The sequence below is a fragment of the Scatolibacter rhodanostii genome (assembly GCF_900197595.1).
GTDB classification, from domain to species: domain Bacteria; phylum Bacillota; class Clostridia; order Oscillospirales; family Acutalibacteraceae; genus Scatolibacter; species Scatolibacter rhodanostii.
Genome location: NZ_FZLO01000001.1, coordinates 511,431 through 524,730, shown reverse-complemented (window position 1 = coordinate 524,730; position 13,300 = coordinate 511,431). Strand labels below are relative to the sequence as shown.

10 protein-coding genes are annotated in these 13,300 nt (G+C 38.3%); 4 read left to right on the top strand and 6 right to left on the bottom strand.

The window, feature by feature from the left end; genetic code table 11:
• Positions 1 to 172: 172 nt before the first annotated feature.
• The 4 genes from CS931_RS02370 to CS931_RS02355 all read left to right on the top strand — a co-directional run bounded on the left by CS931_RS02370 (position 173) and on the right by CS931_RS02355 (position 3,401).
• Entirely contained in the window at positions 173 to 730 is a 558-nt protein-coding gene (locus tag CS931_RS02370; protein WP_099204150.1) for a GNAT family N-acetyltransferase, read from the top strand.
• A 135-nt stretch (positions 731 to 865) separates the two neighbouring features.
• Complete coding sequence (locus CS931_RS02365; protein ID WP_099204149.1) at positions 866 to 1,507, top strand: DUF2975 domain-containing protein; 642 nt, start codon at positions 866 to 868, stop codon at positions 1,505 to 1,507.
• The gene (locus tag CS931_RS02360; protein ID WP_503167620.1) at positions 1,504 to 1,725 is read left to right on the top strand and encodes a helix-turn-helix domain-containing protein; all 222 of its coding nucleotides are present in this window, start codon (positions 1,504 to 1,506) and stop codon (positions 1,723 to 1,725) included. The genes CS931_RS02365 and CS931_RS02360 overlap by 4 nt, the downstream gene beginning before the upstream one ends.
• A gap of 92 nt (positions 1,726 to 1,817) precedes the next feature.
• Positions 1,818 to 3,401, top strand: a complete 1,584-nt coding sequence (locus tag CS931_RS02355; protein WP_099204147.1) for an ABC-F family ATP-binding cassette domain-containing protein — start codon at positions 1,818 to 1,820, stop codon at positions 3,399 to 3,401.
• Between the two features lie 122 nt (positions 3,402 to 3,523).
• Here the strand turns inward: CS931_RS02355 and CS931_RS02350 are convergent, their stop codons facing one another.
• The 6 genes from CS931_RS02350 to CS931_RS02325 form a co-directional block, all read right to left on the bottom strand.
• Entirely contained in the window at positions 3,524 to 3,982 is a 459-nt protein-coding gene (locus CS931_RS02350) for an RING finger protein (protein WP_099204146.1), read from the bottom strand.
• Positions 3,983 to 4,119: 137 nt separating this feature from the next.
• On the bottom strand, positions 4,120 to 5,076 hold the full coding sequence (locus tag CS931_RS02345) for a uridine kinase family protein (protein ID WP_159459721.1): 957 nt from the start codon (positions 5,074 to 5,076) through the stop codon (positions 4,120 to 4,122).
• Entirely contained in the window at positions 5,048 to 6,514 is a 1,467-nt protein-coding gene (gene hemZ / locus CS931_RS02340) for a coproporphyrinogen dehydrogenase HemZ (RefSeq protein WP_099204144.1), read from the bottom strand. The genes CS931_RS02345 and hemZ overlap by 29 nt, the downstream gene beginning before the upstream one ends.
• A 2-nt stretch (positions 6,515 to 6,516) precedes the next feature.
• Positions 6,517 to 8,724 (bottom strand): RelA/SpoT family protein, encoded by a 2,208-nt coding sequence (locus tag CS931_RS02335; RefSeq protein WP_242964875.1) that lies wholly within the window; start codon positions 8,722 to 8,724, stop codon positions 6,517 to 6,519.
• A 17-nt stretch (positions 8,725 to 8,741) separates the two neighbouring features.
• Positions 8,742 to 10,796 carry a single-stranded-DNA-specific exonuclease RecJ gene (recJ, locus tag CS931_RS02330; RefSeq protein WP_159459720.1) on the bottom strand — a complete coding sequence of 685 codons (2,055 nt, stop codon included), beginning with the start codon at positions 10,794 to 10,796 and terminating at the stop codon, positions 8,742 to 8,744.
• A 261-nt stretch (positions 10,797 to 11,057) separates the two neighbouring features.
• A complete protein-coding gene (locus CS931_RS02325) occupies positions 11,058 to 13,145 on the bottom strand; it encodes a glutamine synthetase III family protein (protein ID WP_099204580.1) in 2,088 nt (695 codons plus the stop codon).
• Between the last annotated feature and the right edge of the window lie 155 nt (positions 13,146 to 13,300).

The following is a 13,300-nucleotide window of genomic DNA, read 5'->3' as shown; positions in this document are numbered from 1 at the left end:
GTATTATGAAAAAGCCCTCCTTTTTACTACTGTAAGGCAGTAAAAGTGAGGGTTTTTCATAATAAAATTATCTTTCCTGTTGTGTGGAAGCTGCAGTGTTGCCCAAAATCCAATTATCCTCTATAATGAATTTATATCAAATATAAATTTCCTAATCAACAAGGAGGCAACTGTGACACAATACGAACATTTTTATGATAGAAATCCGATTAGCGCAATGGAATTTGAAGAAGTCTTTTCGCTTATGAAACAAGCTTTTCCAAAAACAGAAATGCGTAGCTATCAGGCTCAGAAAGATTTGCTGCAAAACCCACTTTATCATTTGCTTGTTCGCAAAGACGAGGGTGCTATTACCGCTTTTTTTGCGTATTGGGAAACGCCCACCCTTTGCTTTGGTGAACATTTTGCTGTCAGTGATTCTCTGCGCGGACAAGGAATTGGGGGTCTAATGCTAGATAAACTCACGCAAAACTGTCAAGTTCCATTTGTGTTAGAAGTAGAGCTACCAGAAACAGAGCTCGCCAAACGGCGTATTGCATTTTATAGACGTCACGGATTTTATCTCAATGAATACACCTATTTTCAACCTGCGTTACAAGAGAATTGTGAAAAAATTCCTTTATATTTAATGAGCCACAGATTATCTTTAGATGAAGAAGCGTTTATCTCTATTCGTGACCAACTTTATCAAGAAGTATATCACGTTATTTTTAATGATTCACTAAAATAATATAACGATTATCATTAAATTTTATTGACATACTATAAAACTCTTGCTATACTCTTGTCAAAGAATATTGGCAGGAGTATTTTTTGATTGCGACTATAAAACTTGCTTCTGCTAGAGTAGAAAGAGGTTTTACTAATGCTTCAGAAGCTTGTTCGTAATGACAAATTTGCCCAAAGATTATGCCATGGATTGCAAGGCCTAATATTTTTATTTTTAATTTTATTTGCAGGAATTACCGTAATTTCTCTTTTGGGCAGAATTTCCATTAATTTTCATGGGCTGAATCCCAAAACTAACACAGGTTATGACAATCCTATTTTGCTGACAGATTTTCTTGACAACACGTCAAGCCATGTATGGTATATCAATTATTCTCAAAAACTGCACCTTTTTTTATCTGGTTCATCAGTTGCCTTTTTAACACAGTTGCTAATTCGTTTAATTCCTATTTGCAGCGTTCTACCAACATCAATGGCTTTACTGTTTACGTACCCTTTTCTCCAGAATATTGCCAATAAGAATGTTTTTGTAACGGAAAATGCTTCCTATCTTTTTAAAGCCGGTTTAGCACTTTTAATTGGTTCGCCCGTAGTCACAATTACGACATCTATATTTTTCCCTTTTCTTATTCAAAGCTTTACAGACAATTCCCTCTCTCTATCTGTTCAGATTAATCCTTTTAGTTCTGACATTCTCTTTGGCGCTATTTTACTCCTAATTGCATATATTTTTGATTACGGCATTTATTTGCAGAACGAGGTTGATTCTACATTATGATTATTATACGACTCGACCGTATGCTTGCTGATCGAAAAATGCGCTTAAATGAATTAGCTGAGAGAGTGGGCATTTCTCAAGTGAATCTTTCTTATCTTAAAACAGGAAAGGTGAAGGCAATTCGTTTTTCGACTTTAAATGAAATTTGCCGAGTTCTGAAATGTCAGCCTGGTGATATTTTAGAATATAGCGAAGATAAATTAGAAGATGAGGCTTAATTCACTCATTTCAATAGGTTTTACATTGCTTATTTTCAGAATATCTTGTATAATAATAATTTGAGTGCGATAAAGGAGAATAATAAAATATTATGATAACTGTAGATAATGTCAGCCTACATTTTGGAGCAAGCAAGCTATTTGCCAATGTTAATCTTGTCTTTACTCCTGGAAACTGTTATGGGGTAATTGGTGCGAATGGTGCCGGAAAATCAACTTTTCTTAAAATTCTATCGGGTGAATTAGAACCTACAAATGGTCAAGTTTCTATGCCTGATAAAATTCGTATGTCGGTCTTGAAACAGAACCATGATCAATATGATCAAAATATTGTTATGCAGACAGTGTTAATGGGCAATCCCCGCCTTTATGAAATCATGGAGCAAAAAGAAGCTCTTTATGCCAAGCCTGATTTCAGCGAAGAAGACGGCGTGTTAGCCTCTGAATTAGAAGAAGAATTTGCTGAATTAGATGGTTGGGAAGCCGAATCCAATGCTGCCAAAATTTTGCAAGGACTTGGTATACCAGCTTCTTTACAAGAGAGCAAGATGGTCGAGCTAGAGGGTCGCCAAAAAGTTAAAGTGTTGCTTGCACAAGCTTTATTTGGTAAACCTGATGTAATTTTACTTGATGAACCAACAAATAACCTAGACTATAAATCAATTGAATGGCTAGAAGATTTTCTTCTGGAATTTGATGGCACAGTCATTATGGTTTCTCATGACAGACATTTTCTCAACTCTGTTTGTACACATATTGTTGACATTGATTATGCAAAAATCAATCTATATGTGGGAAATTATGACTTCTGGTATGAATCTAGCCGATTAATGCAGCAAATACTTCGCGACCAAAATCGCAAAGCAGAAGAAAAAGCCAAGGAATTGCAAGACTTTATTGCCCGATTTTCTGCCAATAAATCTAAAGCAAAACAGGCAACTTCACGTAAAAAACTGTTAGACAATTTAACGGTCAATGAACTCCCGGCTTCGTCACGACGTTATCCTTGGGTAAGCTTTAAACCTGATCGCGAAGCAGGAAAAGACATCCTTTTTGTAGAAGACCTGACTAAGACAGTCGATGGTGTCCTTGTACTAGATCATGTTTCATTTGTTGCGGCTAAAGGCGACAAAATTGCACTTGTTGGCAATCATGAACAGGCAAACACAACTTTAATGAAAATTTTATCTGGTGAATTAGAACCTGATAGTGGCAGCTTTAAGTGGGGTGTCAGCACTTCACAAACATATTTTCCGCGTGATAATACTGCTTTTTTTGCCGGACATGAAGAATCGATAATTGATTGGCTTGCAGAGTATTCTGAAGATCCACACGAAAGCTATTTACGTCAGTTTTTAGGACGCATGCTTTTTTCTGGTGAAGATGTTTACAAACCTGTTAATGTGCTTTCTGGTGGAGAAAGAGTTCGCTGTATGCTTTCTCGTATGATGCTATCAGGAGCCAATGTTCTGCTACTTGATCAACCTACTAACCACCTTGACCTTGAATCTATCACGGCACTTAACAATGCTCTTACTGATTTTTCCGGAAATTTGATTTTTTCTTCTCACGATCATCAATTTATTGAAACAATTGCAACCCGTATTATTGAGCTTGCACCCACTGGTGTTGTTGATTATACTGGAACATTTGACGAGTATTTAAGCCGACAATAATCTTATGTTTCCATTCTATAACAAATGTGTTAATGCTAATGATAAGTTGTATGTTTAGAAATAATAGCAACAACAAAAAGCCACCTGATTTTAAAATCAGGTGGCTTTTATATGCGAAATAATTATTCTTCAGTAGAATTTGTATCTTCCGCGGCTTTTTCTTCTGCTGGTTTTTCTTCGGTTTTAGGTTGCTCTTGAGGTGCTGCTTCTGCGACATCTTTTGTATCAAGTTTTGTGCCGCAAACACTACAGAATGAAACTCCAACCGGGCTCATTTTGCCACAGCTTGGGCAAGAAGTTTTATTTTGCTTATCCAATAATTCTTTTTGAATGGAAGAAGCTTGCTCTTTTAGCACGTCAATTCTTGCCATTTTTGCAGCCATTTCTACGTCATCAGAGTGGAAAACACGAGCATTTTCGTACACATATCTGCCTAATGCTTCAAATTCCTCTTTGATATCAGCATTTACTTCTGCCGAATTAATTTTCAATTTAGAAACATCCACAATCTTACCAGCTGTTTTACCCACAATTTCTGCTGCGGATTTTGCGTTTACTACTACATCATCAATGAATCCCATTTTAAATCCTCCTTCAAGGTTAGGTTCAAAGTATTAATACTGTTGTTGTATTTAGTATAGCAACATTTCAAAGCTTTGTAAACAGCCTTTCATGTCTAAAACGTTAATTTTTCCTTAACGCAATCCGACAATTCTTTTCATTTTTCTGACGAACCAATGAATTCTCTGAGCATGGAATGTTCGGGCACCAAAGTTTCATCAATTGGCTCAAAACGCATGAGATGTGATTCCAAATCTCTGGCTTTACGGTAGTAAGGGCTGTCTTGCGGAATTTCTCTCAGCAGAGAAATTGCTTGCTTGCGCATAACACAAGGTTCATAAATATGAATGGTATTAATCGTGTAGTCAGCTGTAATTCGATAAGGGCGAATATATTTGTCTTCTCCTGCTATGACAGAAGTCCACATTTGGAGTGTGGTTTCAGCAGAGGTTCCACGTGTACGTACATCTCGAATAATGCGGCGTGTTAAACGCAAATCAAGAGGCGTAGCTACTTCCCCATTTGCATCTTTGATTGGTTGTTTTACACTGACATAAAGTTTGATTAATTTCTCTTCAGGCAATTCTTTTGTAAAATTAGGATTCAGCGCATGAATTCCTTCAATAATAACAATATCTTTATCTGTAACAGTATATTCAGTTTCTTTTTCTTCTGGCCTACCTAACGCAAAATTGTATTCGGGTACTGAAAACTTACCTGTTGTCACAAGAGAGTTTAAACATTCTTTAAGCTTATCAACACGTAGTGCTTCGATTGACTCATAATCTCTTGTTCCATCGGGCAAAAGAGGGGCAGCATCACGTCCACGATAAAAGTTATCCAAAGAAATAATGACAGAACGTATACCAAATTGTTCTAAATACCCTTGCAGAATATGTGCCGTTGTTGTCTTTCCACTGCTGCTTGGGCCGGATAACATTGCAATTTTAGCATATTTATGCTCTTCTGCAATGTTTCTAGCTACATTGCGTATATGTTCTTGGTAAGAATTTTCTATTTCCCGAATCATGCGCTCAGGAGTTTTGAGAGCACCTTCATTAATTTGCTCTAGGTGATTGATATATTTAATATATCCGCTTGCGAAATTGCTCATAAAACGCTGCCACACCATCCTTCCTTTTTAGTATTTCCTCATTCCGATTAATATATTCTGTCGGATACTTGAAGTTAAAAATTCGTTCTAAACGATTGCTATAAGGGTCTTTTATCTTAGAAACTGCTCCAGCACCACATGCCAAAACAGTCATTGATTCATCCATTGTGTAAATATTGTAGGCACACAAGTCATTCTTTTTCGCCCAACCAGTATTTTCAAGATTACCGGCTATTCGAGATTGCCTATATAGGTAATAGGGCAGAAAATCATCCTGTTCTAAGCGAGTGATGGATTCATCTACCATTTGATTCACAAGTTCTGTCTGCTTGTGCAAGGCAATATCTTGACTCAATTCATCTAACGAGGCAGCTCTTTTCAGTGCTAAGCAATGTACGGTTACATTGGTAGCGCCTAAATTCAATACACTATCTAAGGTATGGCGAAATGATTCTATAGTATCCTTGGGTAGTCCTGCAATTAAATCAGAATTAATCAAAGTAATCCCCGCTTTTTTAGCCGCCTCAAAAGCTTTCGTAACATCTTCTGCCTGATGGCTTCTTCCAATTGCTTCGAGAACTTCGTTTGACATTGACTGTGGATTAATACTAATTCTGCCCACGCCTGCTTCTTTCAGGGCCGCTAACTTTTCTTCTGTTATTGTATCGGGCCTTCCCGCCTCCACCGTAAATTCTGTGCACCGCGACATATCAAAATTCTGTTGCACCGTTTCACATAACAGATTCAATTGTGAAGCACTTAGCGTAGTGGGTGTTCCACCTCCGACATATACCGAACGTAATCGAAGCCCAAGATTCTGAGAAACCTCTGCAGTTTTTTCTATTTCTTTTAGAAGAAGTGCAAAGTATGGATCAATTAGTTTTTTGCTTTTCTCAATGCTCTGTGCTACAAAAGAACAGTAGGAACATCTGGTGGGACAAAAAGGAATGCCAACATATAAGCTAAAATCATTTTCGCCTATGTTATCTACAATTTCTGCCTGTACCTGCAATGTTTTTTTTGCTAACAAAATCTTCTTTTCGCTGACAAAAAACTGATGGCGGAAGACGTTTTGAGCCTGTATAAGGTCATTTTCTTGTGCGTAGCTATGCAACAATTTTACAGGATGTATTCCTGTTAGCATTCCCCATGGAGGAGTATAACCAGTGAATTCTACCATTAAAGCAAAAAGCAAACGGGTCAGCTGATACTCATCTTTTTGTGGAAATACATTTTCACTTGACAGCTTTTTCCCATTTTCAGACAAAGTGATTGTATATGTATATCCATTTTCTGTTTCCGTTATGACGGCTGAACAAAATAAACTTTCAGTTTCTAATGGCAATTCTATTTTTTGAATTGGACTATAAGGGAAAAACAGACGACAAATATTTTCACATTCAAACTGAAATGAATGTCCAGATAAATAAAGTTGCATCTTCAGCTCCTGTCAATCGTAATAACACCAGAAATTCTTCCTAGCTTTTCTATAGTTGCTTCTAGCTGAGGTAAACCACTGATAGAAACTGTTGCTGAAATGATGGCTCGATCAGAATTTCGCTCTTCTCTAGAATTTAGCGCATGAATAAAAATATGCATATTTGATAGTGCCTGCGTAATATCGGCCAAAAGGCCACCACGATCACTGCAGATAATATGCAAGGTGGATTTAAAGTCTTCTTTTACATCTCCTGCCCAATGTGCGTTTACCCAGCGATCTGGCTCTGAAGAAAGTCCTAAATCCTGCGGTACATTGGAACAACTCCGTTTATGAATAGAAACACCATACCCTCTGGTGATAAAGCCGATAATATCATCACCTGGCAACGGATTACAACATTTCGAAAACTTAATTAAGCAGTTATCCAAACCGGCAACAATGACACCTCCAGCCGATTTTGCTGATACGCTGGAATCAACTAGCGGAATGTCAGGAATATTGTTTTCTTCAGGTTTTGTGATACGGATATGCTCTTCCTTTATGCGAGGCATGACTTTCCAGAGCTGGATACCGCCATAGCCGATCGCCGCATAAAAATCTTCTGCCGTATTACAACTGTGTCGTTTGCCAATGTGGGCAATCATGAATTCCATTAATTCATCGCTCATCACGATACTATTTCTTTTGAATTCATGTTCAAGTGCTGATTTGCCTTCTATAATATTGTCATCACGCTTTTCTTTTTTAAACCAAGTTCTAATTTTATTGCGTGCTTCGCTTGTGCGAACAATGGATAGCCAATCTCGATTAGGGCCTTTCCCCTCTTTCACCGTCATGACTTCAATAATTTCGCCAGTTTTTACACGATAATCAATCGGAACAATTCTGCCATCTACCTTAGCACCAATCATGCGATTGCCAACCTCACTGTGAATCGCATAAGCAAAATCAATCACAGTAGAGCCAAGAGGAAGATTGATGACATCACCTTTAGGCGTAAAGACAAAGACCTCTTCCGGCATCAAATCACTCTTAATAGAGTGCACAATGTCAGTGACATCTTCACTTTCTTTTTGATTATCAAGCATTTGGCGAATCCAAGCTAGGCGATTATCTAGATTTTCACTTTCAGATTCTTTCGCAGACATCCCCATTTTATATTTCCAGTGTGCGGCGATGCCATATTCAGCTGTTTGATGCATTTCTCTAGTGCGTATTTGAATCTCAAATTTAATGCCATCTTTATTGATAACAGTTGTATGCAAAGACTGATACATATTAGGTTTTGGCATAGAGATATAGTCTTTAAATCGGTTTGGAAGGGGCTGGAACATATCATGCACAATGCCTAATACATTATAACAATCTTCAATTGTATCGACTATGACGCGAATTGCAAAAATGTCATAGATATCATCAATCGATTTTCCTTGCACAAACATTTTACGGTAGATACCATAAATACTTTTGACTCGCCCGCCAATATGCACATTGGGAATAGATATTTGCACTCGATTTTTGATAAACGACATGGTTGATTCTATAAACTGGTTTCGGCTTGTGCTCTGTGATTCTAATTTTGCTTCAATTTCATGATAGGCTACCGGGTCAAGATATTTCAAAGAAATATCTTCCATATATTCTTTAACAGCACGAATACCAAGTCTATGTGCAATTGGTGCATAAACCTCTACACATTCAAGCGCTTTATCTCGTTGTTTTTGAGGAGAAACATATTCAAGCGTGCTGAGATTATGCATACGGTCGGCAAATTTAATAATAATAACCCGAATATCCTCTGCCATAGCCATAAGCATTTTTCGGATATTTTCTGCCTGTTGCTCTTCTCGTGAGGAGAATGGGATTTTACCAAGTTTTGTAACCCCGTCTACTAATAGCGAAACTTCTTTGCCAAATTCTTCTGTGAGTTCTTCTTCTGTGCAAGAGGTGTCTTCTACCACATCATGCAACAGTCCGGCCATAACAGATTTAGAATCCATACCAAGTGCAACCAGTATAGCCGCCACAGAAAGCGGATGAATGATATAAGGTTCACCTGAACGACGTTTTTGATCTTTATGATTTTCATCTGCCAGCACATAAGCTTTTCGAATCAAATCAACGTCATATTCTCTTTTACTTTCTTTTATAATCGCTTCCAACTCAGAAAAAGTTGAAATGTTTTTTATAATTTCTCTGCTCATCATTCTCCCCCTTTCGAAATTTATTCTATCAAGTCTTTGATTTTACTGAAAACAGCAGAATCATATATGTTTATTTTATTTCCACTAGTCGGCAGAAGTGACAATTGCACTTGTTCGTTTAAAAGCTGACACTCAGCCAACTTTCTTTCATTTAAAACAGTAAGGCAAATTAAGAGCTTTCCCAATGTCATGGTTGGTTTTGCAAAACCGGCAGTAAGTGATAAAAGTCCTACCGTCAAACCATTTTTGGCTGTAATTTTACGGTAAACATCACCCAACTCTTCACGACTTGGTGTAATCATTTGGGCTTCTTCAGCAGAAAGCTTCTCTTCTCTTGTAAATCTCTCATACATACGATAGCTCTGAATATTTGTATCTAAATCTAAATGAGAAGGTTTAATGTCCTTGACAATAATGGTCAACTGCATTTGCCCTTTATATTCTTTTGCGTCAAGAGACACAGCCAAATCCACTATATCGCCAACTTCGTATAAAAAGGCTGTTTCTGTTGTAGAAAAACACATACAGGTTATCGCACTGCCATTTCGAGTGCATTGTAAACGAAGATGCGCTCCACCGCCCACAGGGATAATTTTCTCTATTTCCATTTTATAAAAACCAAAAACTGGTTCAGCATTTGCTGCACCAAAAGGTTCTAATTGTTTAAGCTGTTCTGGCATGCCGGCAGAAACAAAAGCAGGATTAAGCTTACAATCGAGATGAACCTTTTGTGAAGGCATGATATGGTAAGCATTTTGTGCATATGTATTGATTTTTATACGCAAAGCTTCAATATTCTCTGTTTTTAGCGTGATTCCGACCGCCATGGGATGACCACCAAATTTCTCAAACAATTCTGCACAAGAAGTGATGGCCTCAAACAAAGAAAATCCTTCTACGCTTCGTCCGCTACCTTTGGCAATTTCGCCTTGCTTCGTAATTACAATACAAGGCTTACCGAAATGGTCGGTGATTTTAGAGGCAACAATGCCAATAATACCTGCATGCCAATTTTCTCCAGAGACCACAAGAACTCTATCTGTCACCAAATCGGCATTTGATTCAATCTCTGCCATAGCAGCTTTTGCAATATCAGCTTCAATGCTTCTGCGTGAGGTGTTTTCTTCGCAAATATCAGAAGCTAATATTTCGGCTTCTTCCTCATAATCACAGGTCAACAATTTAACTGCTTTTTCAGAAGAACTCATTCGCCCCGTTGCATTTAGCCTAGGAATAATCGTAAAAGCCAACATTTTAGCGGTTAACTCACGATCAGAGCTTCCGCTTTGACGAATTAGAGCTTCTAAACCGGGTTTACCTCCGTTTTGAAGTACTTCTAACCCAGCCTTGACAATCACACGATTTTCTCCTGTTAACGGCATAACGTCGGCTATCGTTCCCAATGCTGCCAAATCAGCATATTCTGCGAGAATCATATCTTCATCGCCGCCCTCTAGCGCCATGAGCAGTTTTAGAGCAAGGCCAGCACCACACAAATCTTTAAAAGGAACATCGCAATCATGGCGGTGCAAATCAACGACAGCTACTGCATTCGGCAGAACAGCATGTTGACGATGATGGTCGGTGATTACAACGTCCATACCCAATTCGTTTGCCAAATCAACTTCTTCAATGCTGGCAATCCCGTTATCCACTGTCACAATCAAATTCACGCCCGATTCATGGAGAAATCGAACGGCATCTTTGTTCATGCCATATCCTTCAGATTCACGTTGAGGAATATAATACATTACATTTGCGCCAACAGTGTCTAGATAAGTAAAAAGAATGGCAGTGGCTGTTACACCGTCTGTATCATAATCGCCGTAGACCGCAATTTTTTCAAAAGAATCGATGGCGGCCTGAATTCGTTTTACTGCTTTATCCATATCTTTAATCAGAAAAGGATCGGAAAGATAGTATTCAGACGAAAAGATATCTTCAATTGCTTCATCTGTGGTAAAACCCCGAATGTCCAACATCATAGCAAGAAAATCAGGAATAGCAAACCGTTCGGCAATTTCAGCGGCACGCTGTTTGTTTAAAGAAGCCACTTTCCATTGTTTCAGATTCAATACCATATCCCCCAGTCCCTATTTAATCTATAATAATATAGTATACCGCAAAATTCGCTTATTTTCAAGCTAAACCTAAACGACACGCCTCATAGAGTGTTTTACCTTAACACGTTTCAATTAGCCAAGTAAATTTGGTTCAATTCCTGAATTCGTGATAGATTAAAGAAAGATATCGCCTGAAAAATACAAAGCGTATTTTGCCAGACGATATCTATATTGAGGATAAAAGATTTTAGGACCAATCCTTTAGATGTTGTTTTAGTTCACGCTATAAAGAAGTTCGCCATAAGTTGGAAGTGTCCAATATTTTTTAGAGACAAGTGTTTCTAATTCATCGGCTATAGTTCTTGCGTCTGACATGCTTGCAAACACTGCATTTTGATAATATTGAGCCAATTCCAAAGTATCGGTTATTGTTCCTGCCTGCACCATTTTTTCTTCTAATTTACCAAGCTTTTGATAGAGCAGAACGGTAAGCTCTGAAATCTTCTTGGTCAAGCTTTCTTCTACTGTGGAATCTAATCCGCATTCATTTTTCTTCTGCAAGAGAGAAACTAGTTCGCTTTGATAGCCAAGAGTTGCCGGTAACACTTCTTTTTTCAATAGGTCTACCATGGTCAATGACTCAATGCGAATAATCTTAGCATAATTCTCAAGCATAATTTCATATCTGGAATGCAGTTCTGTCTCTGTAAAAACCTGATGTTTTGCAAAGACTTCTTCATTTTTAGAAGCAATAAAGGAAGGAAGAGCATCTACTGTTGTTTTGAGGTTCAATAGTCCTCTAGATTCAGCTTCTTTTACCCATTCATCTGAATAGTTGTTACCATTAAAGATAATCTTTTTGTGTTTTTGAATGGTGCTCTTAATCAAATTAGCCAAGTCTGCTTTAAAGTCAGCTGATTTTTCCAAGATATCTGCAAATTGGCTTAATTCTTCAGCTACAATCGTGTTGAGGATGATATTGGGGCCAGCAATAGAGAAAGCAGAACCCAACATACGGAATTCAAACTTATTGCCTGTAAAAGCAAAGGGAGATGTGCGGTTTCTGTCTGTCGTGTCTTTTGGGAAATGCGGCAAAACAGTAGCGCCAATTTCCATTTCTATTTTTTCTTTTCCATGATAAGCTTTGCCCTCATCAATGGTTTCCAAAATTTCTGTCAATTCATCGCCCAAGAACATGGATACGATAGCAGGAGGAGCCTCATTGGCACCCAGTCTATGATCGTTTCCGGCACTGGCAACAGAAACACGCAGAAGATCTTGATACTCATCAACAGCTTTAATAACCGCTACGAGGAACAGTAAGAATTGTGCGTTTTCAAATGGCGTGTCGCCAGGCTCTAGTAGATTCAAACCAGTATCAGTTGAAATTGACCAGTTGTTATGTTTGCCGCTACCGTTGACACCTGCAAATGGCTTTTCGTGCAACAGACAAACCATATCATGTCTGTCAGCTATCACTTTCATCAGTTCCATTGTCAGTTGGTTATGGTCAAGTGCCAAATTGGTGGTGCTGAAAATAGGTGCCAATTCATGCTGGGCCGGAGCTACTTCGTTGTGCTTTGTTTTTGCGAGTATTCCCAGCTTCCAAAGTTCTTCATCTAGCTCTTTCATGAAGGCAGATACTCTTGGTTTTAAAACACCGAAGTAATGATCTTCCATTTCCTGTCCTTTAGGAGGAGGAGAACCCAATACTGTTCTGCCGGTGTAGATGAGATCAGGTCTTTTCAAATACATTTTTTTGTCAATGAGAAAATATTCTTGTTCAGGACCTACGGTTGTCAACACTCGTTTTGCTGATTTATTGCCAAACAAACGCAGAACACGCATAGCCTGTTTATCAATAGCCTGCATAGAGCGAAGCAACGGTGTTTTTTTATCTAATGCTTCACCACTGTAAGAGCAGAAAGCAGTAGGAATGCATAGTGTTCCATCTTTGATAAAGGCAAATGAAGTGGTATCCCAAACAGTATATCCTCTTGCTTCAAAAGTGGCTCTCAAACCGCCGGAAGGAAAGCTGGAAGCATCGGGTTCACCACGAACCAATTCTTTGCCGGAAAATTCCATAATAATTTTTCCGTCGGCTGTAGGAGAGATAAAGCTGTCATGCTTTTCAGCGGTAATACCTGTCATTGGTTGGAACCAGTGTGTGAAATGGGTAGCCCCTTTTTCGACTGCCCAGTCTTTCATGGCATTTGCCACTACATTGGCGACATCTAGTTCTAAATGCGTGCCTTGTGCAATGGTTTTTTTGAGTGCTTTATAAGTATCTTTTGGCAGTCTTGCCTTCATCACTGAGTCATCAAAAACCATGCTCGAAAATAATCTTGTAATATCTTTCATAAAATAAATGACCTCCTTAAATCCTTCTACAGCAAATTCAGTATCAACAGCAATCCGTATAGATTTTCTGTTTGTTTCTGAAAAAACAGAAAAAGACGCTACGGAATTATCCGCAGCGCCTTTGCTGTTTACGTGTTTTAGTATGTCACAAAAAG

Bases quoted from the DNA above. Each gene is read 5' to 3' on its own strand.
- CS931_RS02365 (WP_099204149.1), top strand. From the start codon at position 866: ATGCTTCAGAAGCTTGTTCGTAATGACAAATTTGCCCAAAGATTATGC.
- CS931_RS02360 (WP_503167620.1), top strand. From the start codon at position 1,504: ATGATTATTATACGACTCGACCGTATGCTTGCTGATCGAAAAATGCGC.
- CS931_RS02355 (WP_099204147.1), top strand. From the start codon at position 1,818: ATGATAACTGTAGATAATGTCAGCCTACATTTTGGAGCAAGCAAGCTA.
- CS931_RS02350 (WP_099204146.1), bottom strand. From the start codon at position 3,982: ATGGGATTCATTGATGATGTAGTAGTAAACGCAAAATCCGCAGCAGAA.
- CS931_RS02345 (WP_159459721.1), bottom strand. From the start codon at position 5,076: ATGAGCAATTTCGCAAGCGGATATATTAAATATATCAATCACCTAGAG.
- hemZ (WP_099204144.1), bottom strand. From the start codon at position 6,514: ATGCAACTTTATTTATCTGGACATTCATTTCAGTTTGAATGTGAAAAT.
- CS931_RS02335 (WP_242964875.1), bottom strand. From the start codon at position 8,724: ATGATGAGCAGAGAAATTATAAAAAACATTTCAACTTTTTCTGAGTTG.
- CS931_RS02325 (WP_099204580.1), bottom strand. From the start codon at position 13,145: ATGAAAGATATTACAAGATTATTTTCGAGCATGGTTTTTGATGACTCA.